The organism is Rhodococcus sp. NBC_00297, from assembly GCF_036173065.1.
GTDB lineage: Bacteria > Actinomycetota > Actinomycetes > Mycobacteriales > Mycobacteriaceae > Rhodococcoides.
This window is the reverse complement of sequence record NZ_CP108041.1, coordinates 290,315-313,462: the sequence shown is the minus strand read 5'-3', so window position 1 is coordinate 313,462 and position 23,148 is coordinate 290,315. Positions and strand designations below refer to the sequence as shown.

Sequence of the window (23,148 nt, the reverse complement as noted above, 5' to 3'; positions counted from 1 at the left end):
GAGAACAGGAGGGGTCATGCGGTGGGACGGTCAGACACTCGACGCTCCCGACGGGGCGCTTCCCGGCCTCGAGCGCACCGGGCTGGTGCGTGCCGGTCTGGTCCGCACTGTCCGCACGCCCGAGTTCGAGGGCGTCACCTTCCACGAGGTGCTCTGCAAGAGCGCCCTCAACCGGGTGCCCGAGGAATCGGCGCTGGCGTTCCGCTGGACCATCAACCCCGCGCGCGGGTGCTCGCACGCGTGCCGCTACTGCTTCGCCCGGCCGACCCACGAGTACCTCGACCTCGATGCGGGCCGCGACTTCGACTCGCAGATCGTGGTCAAGACCAACATCGTCTCGGTGCTGCGCAAGGAACTCGCCCGCGCCTCGTGGAAACGTGACCCGGTCGCCCTGGGCACCAACACCGACCCGTACCAGCGCGCGGAGGGTCGCTACGAGCTCATGCCGGGCATCATCCGGGCGCTCACCGAGTCCGGCACCTCGTTCTCGATTCTGACCAAGGGCACGCTGCTGCGACGGGATCTGCCGCTGCTCACCCTCGCCGCTCAGCAGGTGAATGTGCAGGTGAGTGTCAGTCTCGCCTTTCACGACGAGGATCTGCAGAAGTCCCTCGAGCCGGGGGCGCCGTCACCGCGCGCTCGCCTCGACATGATCCGGGCCATCACGGACGCGGGTCTGTCGTGCCACGTGCTCATCGCGCCCGTCATCCCGTTCCTGACCGACAGTCCCAAACACCTCGGCGCCCTGATGGCGGCTCTCGAGGAGGCGGGCGCGACCGGTGTGACCGCGCTGCCGATGCATCTGCGGTCCAGCACCAAGGAGTGGTTCATGAGCTGGCTCGCCGAGCATCATCCGGCTCTCGTGCGCCGCTACCGGGTGCTCTACGGACGCGGGGCGTACGTCAGCCCGGAATACAAGCAGTGGCTCCGCGACAAGGTGGAACCGTTGCGGGAGAAGCACTCTCTGACGGGGCTCGATCCGGCCGGTGCGCGGCGTGTGGCCAGGGCAGCTCCCGCGGAACCCGCTCCGGAACCGGCGATGACCCTGTTCTGAGTCGACCGGTCAGAAGCCGGGGGTCACGCCGATGTGCTCGAGGTAGCGCCGAGCCGAGCGGACCACCGCGCCGTGAGCGTCCTCCTCGACGACCCGGTCCCACCACGCCCCGACGATGCGCTCGAAGGCCACGTTCTCGAGGAGGGCGACCGTCCGGCGGATCGTGTCGGGATGTTCGGGGATCAGGTTGGGGTAGCTGTACATGAACGAGACCCATCGGCGGTCGGACACCACCTGGACGATGTCCCCGGTGCACAGCGCGCCGCGGCCGTCGGTGCCCGGCCAGTGCAGCACCGAACCGCCCGCGAAGTGCACCCGGGTGTTGATCAGCGTCCGCCCCGGCAGTATCTCCAGGGAGTCGCCCGACCACGTGCGGATGTTGCCGGCGCGGGGCAGCCACGCACGGTCGGACTCGTGCACGTAGATCGGCACGTCGCCGAAGGCCTCGCTCCACTCGACCATCGCGCTGTAGTAGTGCGGGTGGGACAGAGCGACGGCCGACACGCCGCCCAGTTCGGTGACACGGGCGATCGCGGCGTCGTCGATCGTGGTGATGCTGTCCCACAGCAGGTTTCCGCCGTCGCCGGGGACCAGCAGCGCGCGTTGACCGATCGCGAAGGTCGGCTCGGTGCCGATGCCCCACAGGCCCGGGTACTCCTCGCGCACCACGGTCCGGTGCGACGCCGACACCTCGGCGACGGTGGTCCACCGCTGGCCGCCGCGTCCGACGTACTGGCGCTCGTCGGTGCAGATCGGGCACTCGTGCAGTTCGACGCGGTCGAACTGCACGCCACACGTCTCACAGACCGGCAGCTCCGTGCGGGACGACATCAGCGGACGGACGACGGGTCGTTCAGATCCGACGCGTCGTAGGTGTTGCAGGCGGCGACAGCTCCCGTGCGGTAGCCGGCGTCGAACCACGCCTGTCGCTGGTCGGACGAGCCGTGGGTCCAGCCCTCCGGGTTCACGCGGCCCGTCGAGGCCTGCTGGATCCGGTCGTCGCCGACGGACGACGCGGCCGACAACGCGTCGGACACGTCCTGGTCGGTGAGCGGATCGAGCAGCGGCTCGGAACTGCCGGGTGCGGGAACGTCGTCGGCCTTGTTCGCCCACACGCCGGCGTAACAATCGGCCTGGAGCTCGGTGCGCACGGCGCCGGACTCGGGTCCGTTCGGGTCGGCCTGCGCCCGGCCGATGTCGCCCAGCTGGTTCTGGATGTGATGGCCGAACTCGTGGGCCACGACGTATTCCTGCGCGAGCGGGCCGCCGCTGGATCCGAACTGGTCGACGAGCACCTGGAAGAATCCGGTGTCGAAGTACGCGGTGGAGTCGGCGGGGCAGTAGAACGGGCCGACGTCGGACGTCGCGGCGCCGCACCCGGTGGAGACCTGACCGGAGAAGATGTCGACCTCGGGGCGCTCGTACGGCACGCCCGTCTGCGCCGCCAGCTCGGCGTCCCACACCTGATCGAGACTGTTCACGGTGGCCGTGACCCGGCAGTCGACATTCGCGTTGGCGTCGGCCCCGGTGTCGCAGTTCTCGATGGCGCCGCTGCCCGAGTCCTGCGACGTGGCCTCACCGCCGCCGAGCTGCCCGATCACCGACGACGGGTCGCCGCCGAGCAGCAGGGTGATCACCACGATGACGATGCCGCCGAGACCGCCGCCGACGGCGATGCCCTTGCCGCGGCCACCGGAGGACCGTCGAACCCGGGAGGAGTCGATCCTGGCGTCGGGGTCGAACGTCATGAGTCACCACTTTCGTCGGCGTGTGCGGCTCACAGCTTCGCACGTGGCCACCACCGACACAGCGCTGTTTCTCCCGGCGTCGGGGTGGGCTCGAATGGTCCGTAGGATCACCAGCTGTATTCGTCTACTTCTGGAAGGACTCCTGTGCTGCGCACGCACCTCGCCGGTTCGCTTCGAGCCGAGCACGCGGACCGACACGTCACCCTGACCGGTTGGGTCGCTCGACGGCGCGATCACGGCGGAGTCATCTTCATCGACCTGCGTGACGCCTCCGGAGTGGTCCAGGCCGTGTTCCGCGACGGTCCGGCGGCCGAGCAGTCGCACCGCCTGCGGTCGGAGTTCTGCGTCAAGATCACCGGCATCGTCGAGCTCCGCCCCGAGGGCAACCAGAACCACGAGATCCAGACGGGCGCCGTCGAGGTGAACGTGACCGAGCTGGAGGTGTTGGGCGAGAGCGCGCCGCTGCCGTTCCAGCTGGACGAGACTCCGGGCGAGGAAGCGCGGCTCAAGTACCGCTACCTGGACCTGCGTCGCGCCGGACCCGGTCATGCGATCCGACTGCGCTCGAAGGTCAACGCGGCGGCACGGTCCGTCCTGGCCCACCACGAATTCGTCGAGGTGGAGACGCCCACGCTGACACGCTCGACCCCCGAGGGTGCCCGCGACTTCCTGGTTCCCGCGCGACTCCAGCCGGGAAGCTTCTACGCACTCCCGCAGAGCCCGCAGCTGTTCAAGCAGTTGCTCATGGTCGGCGGCATCGAGCGGTACTACCAGATCGCCCGCTGCTACCGGGACGAGGACTTCCGCGCCGACCGGCAGCCGGAGTTCACTCAGCTCGACGTCGAGATGAGCTTCGTCACGCAGGACGACGTCATCGTCCTCGCCGAGGAGATCCTCACCTCGCTGTGGAACCTGATCGGCCACGAGATCACCACACCCATCCCGCGCATGACCTACGCGGACGCGATGCGCCGCTTCGGTTCCGACAAGCCCGATCTCCGCTTCGGCGTCGAGCTCGTGGAGTGCACCGAGTACTTCGCCGAGACGCCGTTCCGCGTCTTCCAGGCGCCGTACGTCGGCGCCGTCGTCATGCCGGGCGGTGCGTCGCAGCCGCGTCGTCAGCTCGACGCGTGGCAGGACTGGGCGAAGCAGCGCGGCGCCAAGGGCCTCGCGTACGTCCTGGTCCAGGAGGACGGCACCCTCGGTGGTCCCGTCGCCAAGAACCTGTCGGACGCCGAGCGCGACGGACTCGCCGCCCACGTCGGCGCGAAGCCCGGTGACTGCGTCTTCTTCGCGGCCGGCCCCGCCAAGGCGCAGCGCGCACTGCTCGGTGCCGCCCGCGGCGAGATCGCCCGCAAGCAGGGCCTCATCGACGAGAACGAGTGGGCCTTCGTCTGGATCGTCGACGCGCCGCTGTTCGAGCCGACGTCCGATGCCACCGCCAGCGGCGACGTCGCCGTGGGTTCCGGCTCGTGGACCGCCGTGCACCACGCCTTCACCTCGCCGAAGCCCGAGTCGATGGACACCTTCGACACCGACCCCGGCAACGCCCTGGCCTACGCGTACGACATCGTCTGCAACGGCAACGAGATCGGCGGCGGCTCGATCCGTATCCACCGCAAGGACATCCAGGAGCGCGTCTTCGCGATCATGGGCATCGACGCGGAGCAGGCGCAGGAGAAGTTCGGCTTCCTCCTCGACGCCTTCGCCTTCGGTGCGCCGCCCCACGGCGGTATAGCTTTCGGCTGGGACCGCATCACGGCCCTGCTGGCCGGAGTGGACTCCATCCGTGAGGTCATCGCATTCCCGAAGTCGGGCGGCGGCGTCGATCCGCTGACCGACGCGCCGGCTCCGATCACCCCGGCGCAGCGCAAGGAGTCGGGTATCGACGCGAAGCCGGTTCCTCGTCAGACGCCGGGTGGCGCATCGGGCGAGAAGCCCGCGTCGGAGGGCCCCACGACCTAGGGTCGAGGCGTCGCCGGTCACGCGTCGACGACGCGCGGACGGAGAGTGCATGCAGAACCTCAGGGTGGTCAGTCCGGCGGACCGGACCGACGAGGTGCTGCGGGTGCTCGACGAGACTCCCGGCGTCGCTCACGTCGTCGTTCTGCGCGGTGCCGCCGTGCGCCCGGAGGGCGACGCCGTGGACGCCGTCGTCGTGCGGGAGTGCGCGAATCAGGTTCTCGACGGTCTGCGTTCGCTGCGCCTGACCCACGACGGAGCCATCACCATGCAACCCGTGGAGACGGTGCTGTCGGACGCGGCGCGCACCGCGGAACAGGACGCGCCCGGTGACCCGGACGACTCGATCGTCTGGGACGAACTGGTCGGACGTACGCGGGAGGAATCGTCCCTCACCCTGACGTTCGTCGCCTTCCTGACCATCGCGCTGCTGCTGGCGGCCATCGGCGTCGTGACCGACTCGCCGGTCACCATCGTCGGTGCGATGGTGGTGGGACCCGAGTTCGGTCCGCTGGCAGCGCTGTCGGTCGGCCTGGTGCGTCGTCAGCGATCACTGATCCGTCGATCGTTGCTGGCGCTGCTCGTGGGTTTCCCGACCGCGATGGTCATCACGGCGCTGGGGGCGTTCGGGGCCGAGGCCCTCGGATGGATCCGACCGGAGGCGATGGACGACCTGCAGCAGGTCGACTTCATCTACCAGGTCGGTCCGTTCTCTCTCGTCGTGGCTCTGCTCGCCGGCGCCGCCGGCATGCTCGCGCTGGTGTCGGCAAAATCGGCCGCCCTGGTCGGGGTCTTCATCTCCGTGACCACCGTTCCGGCAGCAGGTTTCGCCGTCGTCGCGGCCACGGTGGGGAGCTGGCGCATCGCCGCTCTGTCCGCGGGACAGCTGGGTATCAACCTCCTCGGCATCGTCGTCGCGGCGACCTTCGTGCTCTCCCTGCACCGGCGATCGGCTCGGGCACAGGCGGACAGGTAGATTTCTCGCGGACGTGCGCCGAGCGCGGTGCCGGTCGTCTGCGGAGGGGGAGTTGCGTGCAGCAGGGTGAGGCCACGTCCCCCGTGCTCGCGGCGTACCTCGACGAGATCCGTCCGGACGGCCACGACGACCTCGTGGAGAACGCCGTCGACGGTGGTCCGCGGTTACGAGAGCGCTGGGCGGCCCTCCCCGGCGCCGAGGACGTGACCCCGGCTGACCTCGCCGCCGCACAGTTGCGCGTGGGCCGTCTGGTGGACGACTCCGGCATCACCTACAACGACACGGCGGACGCGTCGTCCGAATCGCCGTCGTCGACGCAGTCCGGTGCGCGGTGGGAGCTCGACGTGGTGCCGACGGTGGTGTCGGCGCCGGACTGGGACCGGCTCGAGGCCGGCATGCTGCAACGCTCGCGCATCCTCGACGCGGTGCTCACCGATCTGTACGGCGAGCGCACCCTGATCCGCCGCGGTCTGCTGCCGCCGGAGATCGTCTTCCGGCATCGCGGCTATCTCCGCGCCGCGCACGGCATCACCATCCCCGGCCCACATCAGCTGTTCTTCCACGCGGCGGACATCGCCCGATGCACCGACGGCGAGTTCCGAGTCCTCTCCGACCGCACCCAGGCGCCGTCGGGCGCGGGCTACGCCCTGGCGGACCGGTCGATCGTCGCGCGCGCGGTACCGGCTGTCTTCGGCCGGGTGGCGCCCCGTCCCGCGAGCACCTACGTCGGTGCGATGCGCGTGGCCCTCGTCGAGGTGGCGCCTGCCGCCGCCGAGAATCCGCTCGTGGTGGTGCTCAGTCCCGGTGTCTGGTCGGAGACGGCGTTCGACCAGGCGCATCTCGCCTCGGTGCTCGGATTCCCCTTGGTCGAGTCCGCCGATCTGGTCGTCCGCGACGGCGCCCTGTGGATGCGCTCGCTCGGCACCCTGCGCCGCGTCGACGTCGTGGTGCGCCGTGTCGACGACGACTACGTGGATCCGCTCGACCTGCGCCCCGAGTCACGCCTCGGTGTCGTGGGACTGCTCGAGGTCGCGCGGCGCGGAGCCGTCACCGTGGTCAACACGATCGGCAGCGGCGTCCTCGAGAACGCGGCGCTGTTCGGACGGCTGCCGGAGCTGGGCCGGGCGCTGCTCGGTGAGGAGCCCCTGCTCGACTCGGTCCCGGCCTTCTGGGCGGGGGATCCACACGGCTTGTCGCACATCGTCTCTCGTATCGGTTCGCTCGTGGTGTACGCGATCGGTTCGCACGAGAGCGTCGTCGGTCCCGCGCTGTCCATGCGCGAACGGGACGAGCTGGTGCGGCGGATCGGGGCGGACCCGACGGGGTGGGCGGCGCGGGCGATACCGGACCTGGCGACGTCGCCCGTCGGGCCGGTCGGTCATCGCCGGCACGACGCCGCCGTGCTGCCGAGGCCCGTCGGCATCCGACTGTTCGACGTGGCCGGGCGCCGGGGCTACACCCCGATGACGGGCGGTCTCGCCCAGGTGTTGGTCACGGATCCGCCGTCGGAGCCCATGGCCACGACCGCTGCCAAGGACGTGTGGGTGCTGGCCGAGCGTCGCGGCCGGTCGGATCAGCCGGACGTGTCGAGCGCCGTCGACGCACCGCGTCCGATGGGTGGACGCCGTCCCCGTGTCATCGACTCGGTGAGCACGCCGCGTGTGCTCGACGACCTGTACTGGATGGGTCGCTACGGCGAGCGTGCCGAGGCGACGGCCCGCCTGCTGGTGGCCGCGAACCAGATGGTCCGCGATCATCGCGGCGAGACGCCGTTCGGGGAGCAGGCGCGGTCCGACACGGACGTCGCCCTGGCCGTGGTGCTCGACGCGGTGACCGCGGTGACCGCGACGGCGCCGGGGTTCCGCGCCGCGACCACGCGGTCGGACCTGCTCGCGGAGTTCCGGTCGCTGACGGTGCGGACGCGGCGCACCGGTTCGCTCGCGCACGCCGTGGCGGCGTTGCAGACGTGTGCCCGCGCGGTGCGGGATCAGCTGGGCGAGGACACCTGGGCGGTGTTCAACCGGCTCGACACCGCGCTCGCCGAGTGTGCGGCGTCGCCGGTGTCCGACGAGGCGGGGCTCTGGTCGACGCAGAGCCGTGTCGTGGGGTCGATGCTCGCCGTCGCCGGTCTGTCGGCCGAGTCGATGGTGCACGATCCGGGCTGGTTCCTCATGGACACGGGCAAGCGCATCGAGCGCGCTCTGCAGATCACCGCCCTGCTCGCCGAGACCGTGGGCACCGCACGCCCACCGGCCGTCGAGCAGGCCGTGCTCGGGGCGGTGCTGAACGCCGCCGACTCGTCGGTCACCTACCGGCGCCGCTATCGCGGTGCTCCCGAGGTGGGCGCCGTGGCCGAGCTCGTGCTCTTCGACGGCGGCAACCCGCGCTCGGTCATCCACTCGGTGGAACGAGCAGCGGTGAACCTGGCGTCGCTGCCCGGGTCGACGGGGACCTCCCGCACCGATCGGGCGCTCGAGCGCATCGTCGCGACGCTGCGCCGAGTGGACCCGTCCGATCTCGAGGACGTCGACTCCACCGGGACCCGATCGGAGTTCGACGACGTCGTCCGGTCGGTGCACACCGATCTGCTCGACCTCTCCGAGTCGATCACCGCGGCGCACCTGACGCTGCCCGGCGGCACGCAGCCGTTGTGGGGACGCGGCGGCGGACGGGTGTTGTCGTGACCGATCACGAGGGTGCGCGGTGGTACGCCATCACCCACCGCACCGAGTACGTCTATCAGGGCACCGTGTCGTCGTCGTACGGCCGCGGCCACCTCTTCCCGCGCTCGACCTCGGAGCAGCGGTGTCTCGACGCCTCCGTCACCGTGACGCCGACGCCGACCGACCGGTCCACCGGTGTCGACCTCTTCGGGAACGAGGACGTCTACTTCCACGTCACCACCGATCACGACCGGTTGTGCGTGACCGCGCGCGCCCTGGTCGCCGTGGACCCTCCCGACCCCGCTCGCCTCACCACCCGGGCTGCGACGACGGCGTGGGAGAGTGCTCGTCCCACCGGGGTCGACGGGGCCCTGGACGTCGACTTCGTGCTCGATCTCGTGCCACCGGAGATCACCGACGAGGTGCACGAGTACGCCGCGCTCTCGCTGACCGAGGGCCGCCCGCTGGTGGAGGCGGTGTTCGACCTCAACCACCGGATCCACACCGACTTCGCCTACCTGTCGGGGTCGACGACCATCTCGACGACCGTCGCGGACGTCCTCGCCGCTCGGACCGGTGTGTGTCAGGACTTCGCACGGGTCGCCGTCGCGTGCCTGCGCTCGCACGGCCTCGCCGCGCGCTACGTCTCCGGCTACCTCGCCACTCAGCCGCCGCCGGGCAAGGAACGCATGGTGGGCGTGGACGCCACCCACGCCTGGGCGGCGGTGCGGTCACCGGACGGCTCGTGGCTGGCCTTCGACCCGACCAACGATCAATGGGTGGACGAGCGCTACGTGACGGTGGCGTGGGGGCGCGACTACGACGACGTCCCGCCGTTGCGCGGCATCATCTACACGGAGTCGGCGGGGAGCCGGATCGCCGTGTCGGTCGACGTCGCGCCGATCGTCCGAGCGGTCTGACCTCGGTCGTTGCCTGTCCGTGGGCACCGCGGTCCCGCCGTAGCCCCCGAGCTGTCGGGGGAGTGCGATAGGGTCGAGAAACCGCACGGCGAGCCCGTTTCATCGACTGCGGAGCGGGGAACCCGATCCTGCTCCCGCAGTACGCACACAGCACCACAGTCGGCCCTCGCGGGCCGACACGAGTACGGAAACGAGGAATGACCTGCCCGTTCACGGACGAGGTGGGTCGGACAATCGATGACGGCAATGTTGGCAGATCCGATCACCGAAGCAGTGGCAGCAGCACGAGAACTCCTCACCAGACGCACGGGAGCGTCGGTGACCCTGGTCGATCCGGTCGATCTCGGCGGCAGCGGGCGCACCGTGGTCATCCGTGTCCGGGTGGCCGAGAACCCGTTCCAGTTGCCCCGCACGCTCGTGATCAAGCAGGTCCGCGAGACGTCCACGGAGTCGGTGTCCCGCACGGGTCTCGGCGCCGGGGACCACACGGCGTTCCTGCGCGAAGCAGTCTCGTACCAGTTCGCCACCGCCCTCGCGACGCACACCCGTCCCGGTCCGTCCCTCATCGCGTACGACCTGAAGGAACGGCTCCTCGTCCTCAGTGACCTGGGGGACGCCGCGCCGTTCACCAGTCTGATCGCGAATCCGGATCCGTCGTCCGTCACCAACTCGCTCATGGCTCTGGCCCAGGCACTCGGGCGGATGCACGCCGCCACGTTCGGCCGCGAGGAGGATTTCGGGGCGCTCCTCGGTCGCGCCGGCGTCGCCGATTCTCGGGACGGGCTGGCCGATCAGGTCGCGGTGGCCCAGTCGGACGTCCCGGCGATGCTCGCCGCGGATCTCGGCATCGAGGTGCCGCCCGCGGTCGCCGCCGCCGTCGCCCGCGCGGCCAAACTCTTCGGTTCCGGCGGACACCGCGCCTTCAGTCCGTCGGACCTGTGCCCGGACAACATCATCGTCAACGACGAGGGCGTGCGATTCCTGGACTACGAGTGGGGCGGCTTCCGGGACGCCACTCTCGACGTGGCCTACACGCTCCTGTCCTACCCCGGCTGCCTGTGCCGTCTCGATCTCACGCCGGAACGCGCCGAGGCCATGGTCGATGCGTGGCGCGCCGAAGTGGTCGGAATCTGGCCGCACCTCGCCGACGACGACGTGCTGCATGCCAAGTTGCTGGACGCCCAGTTGGTGTGGGCCTGGCTCACGACGCACTGGTTCCTCCCCGACGACGACACCCGCAACGCCGCACTGCGTCGGCACCATCTCTCGGTGCCCCGCGCCGCCGCGCTGACCACGCGGTGGTCCATCCTCTCGGAGTACGCGCGCTTCGTCGGGCACCACGATCTCGCGGACTTCGCAGGCGATGTCCGGCAGGCACTCGCGGCGCGGTGGCCCGCCGCCGCGTCCTGACCGTCCGATGAGCGCCGACGACTCCCTCTTCGACGACGACACCGCTGCTCCCGACGGGGACGCGTTCGTCCCGTCCCCGCGTGCGAGCACACCGGGTGCGCCGCTGGCCGTGCGGATGCGTCCGCGGTCGTTGGACGAGGTCGTGGGCCAGGGCCACCTCCTCACCCCGGGTGCCCCGCTGCGCCGCCTGGTGGAGGGGTCCGGGGCAGCGTCGGTCATGCTCTACGGCCCACCCGGCACCGGCAAGACCACCCTCGCGTCCCTGATCTCGGGTGCCACCGGCCGCAAGTTCGAGGCCCTGTCCGCGCTCTCCGCGGGCGTCAAGGACGTCCGGGCCGTGATCGACCTGGCGCGTCGCCGGCTGCTGAACAACGAGCAGACCGTGCTCTTCATCGACGAGGTGCACCGGTTCTCCAAGACCCAGCAGGACGCCCTGCTCGCCGCCGTCGAGAACCGGATCGTGCTGCTCGTCGCCGCGACGACGGAGAACCCGTCGTTCTCCGTCGTGTCGCCGCTGCTGTCACGGTCCCTGGTGCTGCAGCTCCGGTCGCTCACCGACGACGACATCCGCGAGGTTCTCACGCGGGCCCTGGCGGACGAGCGCGGTCTCGGCGGGTCGGTGACGGTGACCGACGAGGCGCTCGGACATCTCGTGCGGCTGGCCGGCGGTGACGCTCGACGGGGTCTGACAGCGCTCGAGGCGGCCGCCGACACGGCGGGTGCGGGCGGCACCGTGGATCTCGAGACCGTGGAGAAGAGTGTCGACCGAGCCGCAGTGCGGTACGACCGGGACGGAGACCAGCACTACGACGTCATCAGCGCGTTCATCAAGTCGATCCGCGGTTCCGACGTCGACGCGGCAATGCACTACCTCGCCCGGATGATCACCGCCGGTGAGGACGCACGCTTCATCGCCCGCAGGCTCGTGGTGCACGCCAGCGAGGACATCGGCATGGCCGACCCCACCGCGTTGCTGGTCGCGACGGCGGCGTCGCAGGCGGTGCAGACGATCGGCATGCCCGAGGCGCGGCTCGCCCTCGCCCAGGCCACCATCCACCTCGCCACCGCACCGAAGTCCGGTGCCGTCACCAGCGCGCTGTCCGCGGCGATGGCCGACATCGCGGCGGGGAAGGCAGGCGCCGTGCCGCCGCACCTGCGCGACGGGCACTACACGGGAGCCGCCTCACTGGGCAACGCGGTGGGCTACAAGTTTCCGCACGACGACCCCGACGGTGTGCTCGCCCAGCAGTACCCGCCCGACGAGCTGGTGGGCACCGACTACTACCGGCCCACCAACCACGGAGCGGAGCGCGACCTCGAGACGCGCGTCGGCAAGCTCCGCAGAATCGTGCGTGCTCTCGCGCGCTAGGGTGTTTCCGTGCAGACTCACGAGATTCGCCGTCGTTTCCTCGACCATTTCGAGAAGCTGGGACACACCCCCGTCCCCAGCGCCTCGCTGGTCCTCGACGACCCGAATCTGCTGTTCATCAATGCCGGCATGGTGCAGTTCGTCCCGTACTTCCTCGGGCAGCGCACCCCGCCGTTCGCGCGTGCCGTGAGTGTCCAGAAGTGTGTGCGCACCGGCGACATCGAGAACGTGGGCGTGACCACCCGCCACAACACGTTCTTCCAGATGGCCGGCAACTTCTCGTTCGGCGACTACTTCAAGCGCGAGGTCATCGGCTTCGCGTGGTCACTGCTCACCTTGTCCGTCGAGGACGGTGGCTACGGCTTCGATCCCGAGAGGATCTGGGCCACAGCGTATCTCGACGACGACGAGGCCATCCGGATCTGGAAGGACGTCGCCGGTCTGCCCGACGAGCGCATCCAGCGTCGAGGCATGGCCGACAACTACTGGTCCATGGGCATTCCCGGACCCTGCGGGCCGTGCTCGGAGATCTACTACGACCGCGGACCCGAGTTCGGCAAGGAGGGCGGTCCGGAGGCGGACGAGGACCGCTACATCGAGATCTGGAATCTCGTGTTCATGCAGAACGAGCGCGGACAGGGGACGTCGAAGGACGACTTCGAGATCCTGGGGCCGTTGCCGCGCAAGAACATCGACACCGGTATGGGTGTCGAGCGCGTGGCGTTCCTGCTGCAGGACGTCGACAACGTCTACGAGACCGATCTGGTCCGTCCCGTCATCACCGAGGCCGAGGCACTGTCCGGCCGTCGGTACGGGGAGAACCACGACGCGGACGTACGGTTCCGCGTCATCGCCGATCACGCCCGCACCGCGGTCATGCTCATCGCCGACGGCGTGACGCCGGGCAACGACGGCCGTGGCTACGTGCTGCGGCGTCTGCTGCGCCGGATCGTGCGCAGCGCACGCCTGCTCGGTGCCGAGGACCCCTCGATGGCGCGGTTCGTCACGGTCGTCCGCGACACGATGGCCGAGTCGTACCCGGAACTGGTCGAGGACTTCGCGCGCATCGAGTCCGTCGCCGTCGGCGAGGAGAAGGCGTTCCTCGCGACCCTCACGTCCGGATCGCGCCTCTTCGACAACGCTGCTCAGGCCGTGACCGCGTCCGGCGGCACCCGCATCAGCGGTGACGAGGCCTTCGTCCTGCACGACACGTACGGCTTTCCCATCGACCTCACACTCGAGATGGCGGCCGAGGCGGGCCTGCAGGTCGACGAGGCCGGATTCCGCACGCTCATGGCGGAGCAGCGTAACCGTGCGAAGGCCGATGCGCAGTCGCGCAAGCACGCGCACACCGACCTGACGGTGTACAAGGAGTTCGTCGACCGTGGTCCCACCGAGTTCACCGGTTTCGACGAGCTGGACAGCGAGGCAACGGTTCTCGCGATCATCGCCGGGGGCGTGCGGGTGCCCACCGCCGCTGCGGGGGAGAAGGTCGAGGTCATCCTCGACCGCAGCCCGCTGTACGCCGAGTCCGGCGGACAGCTCGCGGACATCGGCACCCTCACGGGCCCGGGACTGAGTGTCACCGTGGGCGACGTGCAGAAGATCGCGAAGACCGTGTGGGTGCACAAGGTCACCGTCGACGAGGGGCAGCTCACCGAGGGCGACGTCGTCACCGCGCACGTCGACCAGCAGTGGCGCCGCGGCGCCACCCAGGGACACTCCGGCACGCACATGGTGCACGCCGCACTCCGCCAGATCCTGGGCCCGAACGCGGTACAGGCCGGATCGCTGAACAAGCCCGGTTACCTGCGGTTCGACTTCACGTACCAGGGTGCGCTGTCGGAGTCGCAGCGCGAGGACATCGAGTCCGTCACCAACGACGCCGTCGCGTCCGACTTCGCGGTCAACACTTTCGTCACCGATCTCGACGACGCCAAGGCCATGGGGGCGATGGCGCTGTTCGGTGAGAACTACGGCGACGAGGTCCGGGTCGTGGAGATCGGCGGACCGTTCTCGATGGAACTGTGCGGCGGCACCCACGTCCAGCACTCGTCGCAGATCGGCCCGGTGACGCTCCTCGGAGAGTCGTCGGTCGGGTCGGGCGTGCGACGCGTCGAGGCCTTCGTCGGCCTCGACTCGTACAAGTACCTCGCCAAGGAGCGCGCGCTGCTCGCCGGTGTCGCCTCGTCGCTCAAGGTGCCCACCGACGAGGTGCCCGCGCGGATCGAGAACCTCGTCGAACGGCTCCGCGTCGCCGAGAAGGAGCTCGAGGCCACTCGCGCCGCCGCCGTGCTCTCGTCCGCCGGGTCCTACGTCGACACGGCGCGCCGGGTCGGGTCGCTGCTCGTCGTCGCGGAGCCCGCGCCGGCCGGCGTCGGTGCCGCGGATCTGCGCACCCTCGTCGGCGACGTTCGCGGCCGGTTCGGCACGCAGCCCGCGGTGGTGGCGCTGCTCGGAGACGTCGACGGCAAGGTGCCGTTCGTCGTGTCGACGACCAAGGCCGCGCAGGAACTCGGCGTGAAGGCCGGTGAACTGGTGGGTGCCTTCGGTCCGAGCATCGGCGGCCGCGGCGGTGGTAAGGCCGACACCGCGCAGGGAGCCGGGTCCGACGCGTCGGGTATTCCGGCGGCGATCGAGGCTCTGCTCGGTCGCGTCACCGAGATCGCCGGGAACTCCTGACGGTGGCCGCCGGCAGCTCCGCGCCCGACCGGCCGGGCGCCGACGACCCGGGGCGGGGGCGGCGGCTCGCGATCGACGTCGGGAGCGTGCGCGTCGGGGTGGCGTCCTCCGATCCCGACGGCACCCTCGCCACACCCGTCGAGACGGTCCCGCGCGCGGCGAAGACACACACCGACTCGGCCGACGTCCAGCGGATCGTCGCGCTCGCCGAGGAGTACGAGGCCGTCGAGATCATCGTCGGTCTACCGCGCACGCTGCGCGGCGAGCGCGGAACCGCCGCCACGCTGGCTGTCCGTTTCGCCCGAGTCCTGCACCGTGCGCTGCCCGGCGTGCCGGTGCGGCTGTCCGACGAACGCTTGACTACGGTGAGTGCCGCGCGTGGTCTTCGAGACAGCGGCGTCCGCGCGAGAGACCAACGGTCGATGATCGACCAGGCGGCGGCGGTCGCCATCCTGCAAGGGTGGCTCGACGAGCGCCGCAGTGTCCTGGCGCGAGAGATGGTCGCCCAGGCGAACGAGGAGGGGGCAACGGTGCCCGAGAATCACGGTCCGGAGCAGGACACACCGGGGACGACCCCGTGACGGACGACGGTCGTGGACAGCGGCCCGGCCGACGCGACGAGTGGGACACCGACGAGCTGAATCTCCCGGTCGACGACCTGCGCCGTCAGCCGCTCGCCGACGACCGCCGCGCCCGTCCTGCGCGAGTGGCGTCGGGTCCCGGTGACCGCCCGAGCCGCGCGAGCCGCGCGGACACCCGCCGCGACCGCGCCGCGGCCGGTCGCAAACGTCGCTCGCGCATCATCGGCGGACTCGGTGTGCTGGTCCTGGTCGGTCTCGTGGCCGTCGGAGGTGTGTGGGGAGTGTCGAAGTTCACCGGCGGCGGGGCCGCGGTCGCGGAGGACTACCCGGGTCCCGGCGGCGACGCCGTGGTGGTGCAGGTCGCCTCGGGCGACACCGCGCAGGAGATCGCGACCGAGATGGCGGACAAGGACGTCACCGCCAGCTCGGCGGCCTTCTACGAGGCCGCGGTCCAGAACACCGCGATGACCTCCGTGCAGCCCGGTTTCTATCGGATGCGCTCGCAGATGGCGGCGGCCGACGCCGTCTCCGCACTGGTGGACCCGGCATCGCGAGTGGGCCAGATCCAGATCGCCGAGGGCCGTCAGCTGCACGACTCGACCGATGTCAACACCGGCGCCGTCCGCAAGGGCATCTACACGCTGATCTCCGAGGCCAGTTGTGCTGTCGGAGAGGGTCTTCCGTGCGTGACATACGACGACCTGAACCTCGCGGGTGCGGGGGACGATCCTTCCGCACTCGGTGTCGCCGACTGGGCGACCGACGCGGTGCGGCAGGTGCCGGATCGCGATCGTCAGCTCGAGGGGCTCATCGCCGCGGGCACGTTCAACTTCGACCCCAGCGCCGCACCGACGGACATCCTGCGTCAACTCGTGTCCGAGAGTGCCGCGATCTACGAGGACACCGGTCTACTGGAGGCAGGCGCCTCCTCGGGTCTCGACCCGTACCAGGTGCTCGTGGCGTCGTCCCTCATCGAGCGCGAGGCGTTGCCGCAGGACTTCGCCAAGGTGGCGCGCGTCATCCTCAACCGTCTCGCCATCGGGCAGCGTCTGGAATTCGACTCGACGGTCAACTACTCGCTGGACACCACCGAGGTGGCCACCACCGACGCCGACCGTGCGAACGTCACGCCGTGGAACACGTACGCCAAGGAGGGTCTGCCGGCGACGCCGATCTGCTCTCCCGGTGTGGCAGCGGTGCAGGCCGCCGAGGCTCCCGAGCCCGGCAACTGGCTCTACTTCGTCACCATCAACGCCGCCGGTGAGACGCTCTTCACCGACGACTACCAGGTGCACCTGGACAACATCACGAAGGTCGAGGGCGGGTTCCTCGACAGCGGCCGGTGACGTCCGTCTCCGACGCCTCGTCGACGAGGCGCGCGGCCGTTCTGGGGTCGCCGGTGGCGCACTCGCGTTCACCGATCCTGCACGCGGCGGCGTACCGGGAGCTCGGGCTCACCGGGTGGTCCTACGAGCGGGTGGAGTGCACCGCGGAACGGCTTCCGGAGTTCGTGGACGGCCTCGGACCCGAGTGGGTGGGACTGTCGGTGACGATGCCGGGCAAGTTCGCGGCTCTGGCCTGTGCGACCGAACGAACGCAGCGCGCGGTCGCCGTCGGCTCGGCGAACACCCTGGTACGCACCGACTCGGGCTGGCGCGCCGACTGCACCGATGTCGACGGTGTCACGGGCGCCCTCGGCACGGTCGGTGTCCGTGACCTGTCGGGAGCCTCGGTGGTCGTCGTCGGGGCGGGCGGAACGTCCCGCCCGGCGCTCGTCGCTCTGCGCGATCTCGGGGCGGACGCGGTCACCGTCGTCTCGCGGGACGAGGAGCGGGCGGAGGGAGCTCTGGTCTGTGCTCGCGACGCCGGTCTCACCGCCCGGTGGAGTGCACCGGACGACGACGCGCTGCCGCGAGCGGTCGCGGACGCGGCAGTCGTGGTGTCCACCGTCCCGCCCGAGGGCGGCGCTGCGATGATCGACGCACTGCGCGGGACGCGCGTGCTGCTGGACGCGATCTACCACCCGTGGCCCACGCCGCTGGCCGCCGCGGTCGAGGAGTCCGGTGGCGTCGTCGTCGGCGGCCTCGCGATGCTGCTGCACCAGGCCTTCGGTCAGGTGGAGCAGTTCACCGGTATGCCTGCCCCGCGTGCTGCGATGGAGCGGGCTCTGCGGGAGTCCTGATCATCCCCGGGTGCGCCGTCGTCCCCGGGCGGGTCGCCGCGGCACGGATCATGGGAGTCACCGGTGCCACCGTGACTGCATGACCGTCCTCCTCGGATCCGCGCTGTGTTGCCTCGCTCTTCTCACCGTCGGTCGGTGGGTGACGCCGACGGTGCCCGACCTGCTCGCGGCCGCCGTCGTCGGTGCCGCGCTCGGCGCGGTCACCACCGACGTGGCGATCCTCGCGGTCGGGGCGTGGTCCTGTGCCGTCGCGCTCGTCGACCTGGTCCGTCACCGCCTGCCGGACGATCTGACGCTGCCCGCCGCGGGTGCGGTGCTCCTGGCAGCCGCCCACCAGGGTGGGGGCGAGTCGGCGCTCCTCGGCGGCCTGGCTCTGGCCGGTGTGCACCTCGTCGGGTCGGTGGCGTCACCCGGATCGATCGGAGGCGGCGACGTCAAGCTGTGCCTCGCACTCGGGGGACTGGGCGCGGTCTCGGGGCCGTCCGTGTGGACGGTGGCCGCCATGCTGGCACCGACGACGACGCTGGTGCTGGCGGTGATGACGGGACGAACCGGGGGAGCGGCGGGGATTCCGCACGGACCCGCTCTGTGTGCGGCGACCCTGGTGGCGTGGGTGAACGCCGGGACGTGAAAAGATCGATCCGTGTTGCGATGGATCACTGCCGGAGAATCTCACGGCCCTGCCCTGGTTTCCATTCTCGAGGGCATGGTGGCCGGAGTCGAGGTGACCTCCGAGGACATCGGAGCTCAGCTCGCCCGACGACGCCTGGGCTACGGCCGCGGCGCCCGCATGAAGTTCGAGGCCGACAAGGTCACCGTCATCGGCGGTGTCCGGCACGGCTCGACGCTCGGCGGTCCCGTCGCCATCGAGATCGGCAACACGGAGTGGCCGAAGTGGGAGACCGTCATGGCGGCCGACCCGGTCGATCCCGCCGTGCTCGCCGACCTCGCGCGCAATGCGCCCCTGACCCGTCCGCGCCCCGGCCACGCCGACTACTCGGGCATGCTCAAGTACGGCTTCGACGACGCCCGGCCCGTGCTCGAGCGTGCCAGCGCACGGGAGACCGCCGCCCGCGTCGCGGTCGGCACCGTCGCGCGACAGTTCCTGAAACAGGTCCTCGGCGTCGACGTCCTGTCGCACGTCATCTCGATCGGCGCGTCCGACCCGTACGAGGGCCCGGAGCCGTCGGCGGGAGACATCGAGGCGATCGACGCCAGCCCCGTGCGGGCGTTCGACGCCGTGGCCGAGCAGTCCATGATCACCGAGATCGAAGCGGCCAAGCGCGACGGGGACACCCTCGGCGGCATCGTCGAGGTGGTCGTCCACGGCCTTCCCGTGGGACTCGGCTCGTTCGTCACCGGCGACAGCAAGCTCGACGCGCAGCTCGCCGCGGCACTCATGGGCATCCAGGCCATCAAGGGTGTGGAGGTCGGCGACGGGTTCGAGACCGCACGCCGCCGCGGCAGCGCCGCCCACGACGAGATCCTCCCCGGCCCGGACGGGATCGTCCGCACCACCAACCGCGCCGGCGGCATCGAGGGCGGCATGACCAACGGCGCCCCGCTGCGGGTGCGCGCGGCCATGAAGCCCATCTCCACAGTTCCGCGTGCCCTGGCGACGGTGGACATGTCCACCGGCGAGGGTGCGGTGGCCATCCACCAGCGCAGCGACGTCTGCGCCGTGCCGGCCGCGGGGGTCGTCGCGGAGACCATGGTGGCTCTGGTGCTCGCCCGCGCCACGCTGGAGAAGTTCGGAGGCGACTCCGTCGCCGAGACCGCCGGCAACGTGCGCCGCTACGTGGAGAACGCGCAAGCCCGTCCGCCGCGATGACCGGGCAGGCCGGAGGCCGGTCGCAGGATGCCGGGCAGGCCGGAGGCCGGTCGGGGGAGACCGGTGAGGCCGGGGAGGTGTCCGGTCCGCCGCGCGCGGTGCTGATCGGGCCACCCGGCGCCGGGAAGTCCACCATCGGCCGACGGCTGGCTCAGGCCCTGGGCACGCAGGTGTACGACACGGACGTGGCCATCGAGAAGGACACCGGCCGCACCATCCCGCAGATCTTCGCCGAGAGCGGTGAGGCGGAGTTCCGTGCCATCGAGGAGCGCATCGTGCTCTATGCGCTGCGCACGTATCCGGGCATCGTGTCCCTGGGCGGTGGGGCGATCCTGTCCTCGCGCACTCGTGCGGCGCTCCGCGGTCACACCGTCGTCTACCTCGAGATCAGTGTCGGCGAGGGCCTCCGGCGCACCGGTGCGACCACTGCCAACGCTTCGCGACCCCTCTTGGCCGGCTCGGACCCGCGGGCGAAGTACCGCGAACTGATGCGCACTCGGCGACCCCTGTACCGCGAGGTGTCCACCATCCGTGTCCGCACGGACGGCCGCAGCCCTGCTCGCGTCGTCACCGCTGTGCTCGGCCGTCTCGGCGTCGCCCCCGCCGACCGCGTCCCCGCGCCGGCCGCACCACCGCAGCGGACCTCGCCGCGGCGCCGGATCCGGCGCAAGGGCGGACGTCCGATCCCCACCGATCCGGGACCGTTGCCGCGGCAGTCGGCACCACGGACCGGCCGTACCCGACCACCGCAGGATCCACCCCCAGCACAGGAGACGCTCTCGTGACAGAACCTGTTCGTATCGACGTCCGGACGGCGAACCCGTACCCCGTGATCATCGGTCGCGGTCTGCTCACCGACCTGGTGGAGCAGCTCGCGGGCACGCGCACCGTCGCGATCTTCCATCAGCCTCCGCTCGCCGAGACCGCTGAGGCCGTCCGAGCAGCACTGGCGGACAACGGGATCGACGCACACCGCATCGAGATCCCCGATGCCGAGGACGGCAAGGAACTGGCCGTCGCCGGCTTCTGTTGGGAGGTGCTCGGCCGCATCGGTCTGACGCGGAGCGACGCCGTGGTCAGCCTGGGCGGCGGCGCGGCCACCGATCTCGCCGGCTTCGTCGCGGCCACCTGGATGCGCGGCGTCCGCATCGTGCACGTGCCCACCACGCTGCTCGCCATGGTCGACGCGGCCGTGGGAGGCAAGACCGGCATCAACACCGATGCCGGGAAGAACCTCGTCGGTGCCTTCCACGAGCCTGCCGCCGTCCTGGTGGACCTGGCGACCCTCGAGACGGTGCCGCACAACGAGATCGTGGCCGGGCTCGCCGAGGTGATCAAGACCGGATTCATCGCCGACCCGGTCATTCTCGACCTCATCGAGGCGGATCCCGCTGCCGCGCTGGACCCGACGGGCGAGGTGTTGCCCGAGCTGATCCGGCGCTCCATCGAGGTGAAGGCTCGGGTCGTCGCGGCCGATCTCCGGGAGTCCGATCTTCGCGAGATCCTGAACTACGGCCACACCCTGGGACACGCGATCGAGCGCCGTGAGAAGTACAAGTGGCGCCACGGCGCCGCGGTCTCCGTCGGTCTGGTGTTCGCCGCCGAGCTCGGACGTCTCGCGGGGCGACTGTCGGACGATGTCGCCGACCGGCACCGCAGCATCCTGCAGGCGGTGGGACTGCCCGTCAGCTACGACGCGGACGCGTTCGCCGATCTGCTGTCGGGCATGCAGACGGACAAGAAGAACCGAAACGGGCTGCTGCGCTTCGTCGTGCTGGACGGACTGGCCAAGCCGGGCCGCCTCGAAGGACCGGATCCGGCGCTCCTGGCCGCCGCGTACTCCGCAGTGGCGCGTGAGGAGCCGACGACGGGGTCGTCGATCTTCCTCTGACGACGGGGTCGGTCAGGAGGAGCGGTCGCCCTTCGCGAGGTTCGGGCGCCGATCGGAGTCCCGGACCGGCGCGAAGACCTCGGTGTCGGCGTCCGACTCGCCCCGTGCGGGTGCTCCGGAGGTGACGCGGTCGCGCTCGGTCGCGTCCTCCTTCTTGCCCGGCCGCAGGTCCTCCTGCTTGTCGTCGCCGCGTCCGGCCAGCCAGCGGCCCACCGTGACGGCGATGACCGTGGGGATGAAGACGAGCAGAATCGTGAACGCCGCGCCGGAGGTGACCTCGAAGAAGAGGGAGTTGCTGCTCACCGCGAGGTTCGCCACCGCCGAGAACACCCAGCAGACGAGCCCGGCGAGAACACCGGCCACGACCGACGCCTTCAGCCACAGCATCGTGAAATCTGTCCGGCCCTCGCCGTGGTCGCCGCGGCGGTGCGCGTTGATCCCGTCGATTCCGCCCCACACGACGGCCACGAGAACGACGGCGGCCAGCGTGATCATGCGCAACACGGACCCTTGCGCGGGCCAGGCGGAGACCGCCAGCGCGAGCAGCACTCGTGCCACCACATGAACCAGCGCCATCCCCACACCGCGAACCACCCACCCAGTCATGCTGCACACAGTAATCACCCCGGTCGGTCGCGTGTGCTTCTGCCCACATATCCGGGTGCGGTGTCGTCGGGCGGACCGGTGTCGCCGGCCGTCGGTGACGGCGGCGGTAGGTTCGAGAGATGCCGTCCTCCGACCGCGCCGCACGGCGCGACGCCCTCCGAGAACTCGTCCGCGACCGGGAGGCCGACGCGCTCCTGGTGACCGATCTGCTCAACGTCCGCTACCTCACGGGGTTCACCGGTTCCAATGCCGCGCTGCTGCTGAGTGCGCACGACTCCGCCTCCGACGAGTCCGGCACCGTGGTGTGCACCGACGGTCGGTACGTGACGCAGGTGGCCGAGCAGGTGCCCGACCTCGCGGCGGTGATCGACCGCGCGGGCCCTGTTCGCCTGCTGCAGGATGCCGGCGGTGCGCGGGGCGGGCAGACCGTCGGATTCGAATCGCACGTCGTGTCCGTCGACGAGCATCAGGCATGGTCCGACGCCGCGTCCTCGCTCTCGCTCCAGCGCATGCCGCGACTGGTGGAGAAACTGCGGATGATCAAGGACGAGAGCGAGATCGACGCGCTGCGACGCGCCTGCGGTGTCGCCGACGCCGCGCTGGCCGCGTTGATCGAGCGGGGCGGCATCAGCGCCGGCCGGACCGAGAAGCAGGTCGCGATCGATCTGGAGTTCCTCATGCTCGAGCTGGGAGCGCACGCCATCTCGTTCGAGACCATCGTGGCCGCGGGCGCACACTCGGCGGTGCCGCACCACCGCCCCACCGGTGCGGTGCTCGAGCAGGGTGACCTGGTGAAGCTGGACTTCGGCGCGGAGGTGGACGGGTACCACTCCGACATGACGCGTACCTACGTGCTGGGCGCCCCCGCGGACTGGCAGCGCGAGCTGTACGCCCTCGTCGAACAGTCCCAGGCCGCCGGACGCGCCGCCGTCCTCCCCGGCGCCGACGTGCAGGCGGTGGACGGAGCGGCTCGCTCGGTCATCGTGGACGCGGGGCACGGGGACAAGTTCCTGCACGGACTCGGCCACGGCGTGGGACTCGAGATCCACGAAGCGCCGGGAATCGGTGCCACCGGCACCGGTACACTGCTCTGCGGTGCTGCGGTGACAGTCGAGCCCGGCGTGTACTTCTCCGGTCGCGGAGGCGTACGGATCGAGGACACGCTCATCGTTCGAGAGAACGAGCCGGAACTGCTGACGCTCACCAGCAAAGAGTTCACCGTTCTGTAGGCGAGGGCCTGCCGACCAGTGCTTGTCAGGCCCGGAGGCCGTGC

General features: G+C 70.5%; 18 protein-coding genes and 1 pseudogene. 16 read left to right on the top strand and 3 right to left on the bottom strand.

All coding sequences use genetic code 11. From position 1 onward, the window contains the following. Positions 1-16 precede the first annotated feature (16 nt). Positions 17-1,054: an Rv2578c family radical SAM protein gene (locus OG947_RS01375; RefSeq protein WP_328812956.1), complete on the top strand. Its 1,038-nt coding sequence runs from the start codon at positions 17-19 to the stop codon at positions 1,052-1,054. 9 nt (positions 1,055-1,063) lie between these two features. Here OG947_RS01375 and OG947_RS01370 read toward each other — a convergent pair whose 3' ends face one another. Both OG947_RS01370 and ypfJ read right to left on the bottom strand, forming a co-directional pair. Further along, positions 1,064-1,843 carry an MBL fold metallo-hydrolase gene (locus OG947_RS01370; RefSeq protein WP_328812955.1) on the bottom strand — a complete coding sequence of 260 codons (780 nt, stop codon included), beginning with the start codon at positions 1,841-1,843 and terminating at the stop codon, positions 1,064-1,066. Positions 1,844-1,884: 41 nt separating this feature from the next. Next, positions 1,885-2,802 carry a KPN_02809 family neutral zinc metallopeptidase gene (gene ypfJ / locus OG947_RS01365; RefSeq protein WP_027505242.1) on the bottom strand — a complete coding sequence of 306 codons (918 nt, stop codon included), beginning with the start codon at positions 2,800-2,802 and terminating at the stop codon, positions 1,885-1,887. Between the two features lie 144 nt (positions 2,803-2,946). Here ypfJ and aspS point away from each other — a divergent pair, with 144 nt between their 5' ends. The 14 genes and pseudogenes from aspS (at position 2,947) to aroB (ending at position 21,269) form a co-directional block, all read left to right on the top strand. Beyond that, positions 2,947-4,767: an aspartate--tRNA ligase gene (gene aspS, locus OG947_RS01360; RefSeq protein ID WP_222631023.1), complete on the top strand. Its 1,821-nt coding sequence runs from the start codon at positions 2,947-2,949 to the stop codon at positions 4,765-4,767. A gap of 49 nt (positions 4,768-4,816) precedes the next feature. Beyond that, on the top strand, positions 4,817-5,740 hold the full coding sequence (locus tag OG947_RS01355) for a DUF389 domain-containing protein (protein WP_328812954.1): 924 nt from the start codon (positions 4,817-4,819) through the stop codon (positions 5,738-5,740). Between the two features lie 56 nt (positions 5,741-5,796). Beyond that, the gene (locus tag OG947_RS01350; RefSeq protein ID WP_328812953.1) at positions 5,797-8,424 is read left to right on the top strand and encodes a circularly permuted type 2 ATP-grasp protein; all 2,628 of its coding nucleotides are present in this window, start codon (positions 5,797-5,799) and stop codon (positions 8,422-8,424) included. After that, positions 8,421-9,323: a transglutaminase family protein gene (locus OG947_RS01345; protein WP_056444737.1), complete on the top strand. Its 903-nt coding sequence runs from the start codon at positions 8,421-8,423 to the stop codon at positions 9,321-9,323. The genes OG947_RS01350 and OG947_RS01345 overlap by 4 nt, the downstream gene beginning before the upstream one ends. Before the next feature lie 237 nt (positions 9,324-9,560). Next, positions 9,561-10,733, top strand: coding sequence for a kinase (locus OG947_RS01340; protein WP_204867560.1), 1,173 nt, complete (start codon positions 9,561-9,563; stop codon positions 10,731-10,733). Between the two features lie 7 nt (positions 10,734-10,740). Then, positions 10,741-12,102, top strand: coding sequence for a replication-associated recombination protein A (locus tag OG947_RS01335; RefSeq protein WP_027505246.1), 1,362 nt, complete (start codon positions 10,741-10,743; stop codon positions 12,100-12,102). Positions 12,103-12,111: 9 nt separating this feature from the next. After that, a complete protein-coding gene (gene alaS, locus OG947_RS01330; protein WP_328812952.1) occupies positions 12,112-14,784 on the top strand; it encodes an alanine--tRNA ligase in 2,673 nt (890 codons plus the stop codon). A gap of 2 nt (positions 14,785-14,786) precedes the next feature. Beyond that, positions 14,787-15,365: a Holliday junction resolvase RuvX gene (gene ruvX / locus OG947_RS01325; RefSeq protein ID WP_051613214.1), complete on the top strand. Its 579-nt coding sequence runs from the start codon at positions 14,787-14,789 to the stop codon at positions 15,363-15,365. Then, a complete protein-coding gene (locus OG947_RS01320; RefSeq protein WP_051613215.1) occupies positions 15,362-16,711 on the top strand; it encodes an endolytic transglycosylase MltG in 1,350 nt (449 codons plus the stop codon). Before ruvX ends, OG947_RS01320 begins: the two co-directional genes overlap by 4 nt. Beyond that, positions 16,708-17,547: a shikimate dehydrogenase gene (locus OG947_RS01315; RefSeq protein ID WP_328812951.1), complete on the top strand. Its 840-nt coding sequence runs from the start codon at positions 16,708-16,710 to the stop codon at positions 17,545-17,547. The genes OG947_RS01320 and OG947_RS01315 overlap by 4 nt, the downstream gene beginning before the upstream one ends. 79 nt (positions 17,548-17,626) lie before the next feature. Continuing rightward, on the top strand, positions 17,627-18,178 hold the full coding sequence (locus OG947_RS01310) for a prepilin peptidase (RefSeq protein WP_328812950.1): 552 nt from the start codon (positions 17,627-17,629) through the stop codon (positions 18,176-18,178). 12 nt (positions 18,179-18,190) lie between these two features. Beyond that, on the top strand, positions 18,191-19,378 hold the full coding sequence (gene aroC / locus OG947_RS01305) for a chorismate synthase (protein ID WP_027505250.1): 1,188 nt from the start codon (positions 18,191-18,193) through the stop codon (positions 19,376-19,378). A 77-nt stretch (positions 19,379-19,455) separates the two neighbouring features. Further along, positions 19,456-19,968: pseudogene (locus OG947_RS01300) on the top strand (shikimate kinase); the annotation flags it as partial. A 191-nt stretch (positions 19,969-20,159) separates the two neighbouring features. Continuing rightward, entirely contained in the window at positions 20,160-21,269 is a 1,110-nt protein-coding gene (gene aroB / locus OG947_RS01295) for a 3-dehydroquinate synthase (protein WP_328812949.1), read from the top strand. Between the two features lie 12 nt (positions 21,270-21,281). Here aroB and OG947_RS01290 read toward each other — a convergent pair whose 3' ends face one another. Further along, a complete protein-coding gene (locus OG947_RS01290) occupies positions 21,282-21,875 on the bottom strand; it encodes a B-4DMT family transporter (protein WP_222631037.1) in 594 nt (197 codons plus the stop codon). 119 nt (positions 21,876-21,994) lie between these two features. Between OG947_RS01290 and OG947_RS01285 the strand changes: the two genes are divergently transcribed. Continuing rightward, positions 21,995-23,104 carry a M24 family metallopeptidase gene (locus OG947_RS01285; protein ID WP_328812948.1) on the top strand — a complete coding sequence of 370 codons (1,110 nt, stop codon included), beginning with the start codon at positions 21,995-21,997 and terminating at the stop codon, positions 23,102-23,104. Positions 23,105-23,148: the final 44 nt, after the last annotated feature.

Bases quoted from the DNA above. Each gene is read 5' to 3' on its own strand.
- ypfJ (WP_027505242.1), bottom strand. From the start codon at position 2,802: ATGACGTTCGACCCCGACGCCAGGATCGACTCCTCCCGGGTTCGACGG.
- OG947_RS01290 (WP_222631037.1), bottom strand. From the start codon at position 21,875: ATGACTGGGTGGGTGGTTCGCGGTGTGGGGATGGCGCTGGTTCATGTG.
- OG947_RS01375 (WP_328812956.1), top strand. From the start codon at position 17: ATGCGGTGGGACGGTCAGACACTCGACGCTCCCGACGGGGCGCTTCCC.
- OG947_RS01340 (WP_204867560.1), top strand. From the start codon at position 9,561: ATGACGGCAATGTTGGCAGATCCGATCACCGAAGCAGTGGCAGCAGCA.
- OG947_RS01355 (WP_328812954.1), top strand. From the start codon at position 4,817: ATGCAGAACCTCAGGGTGGTCAGTCCGGCGGACCGGACCGACGAGGTG.
- OG947_RS01335 (WP_027505246.1), top strand. From the start codon at position 10,741: ATGAGCGCCGACGACTCCCTCTTCGACGACGACACCGCTGCTCCCGAC.
- OG947_RS01310 (WP_328812950.1), top strand. From the start codon at position 17,627: ATGACCGTCCTCCTCGGATCCGCGCTGTGTTGCCTCGCTCTTCTCACC.
- OG947_RS01285 (WP_328812948.1), top strand. From the start codon at position 21,995: ATGCCGTCCTCCGACCGCGCCGCACGGCGCGACGCCCTCCGAGAACTC.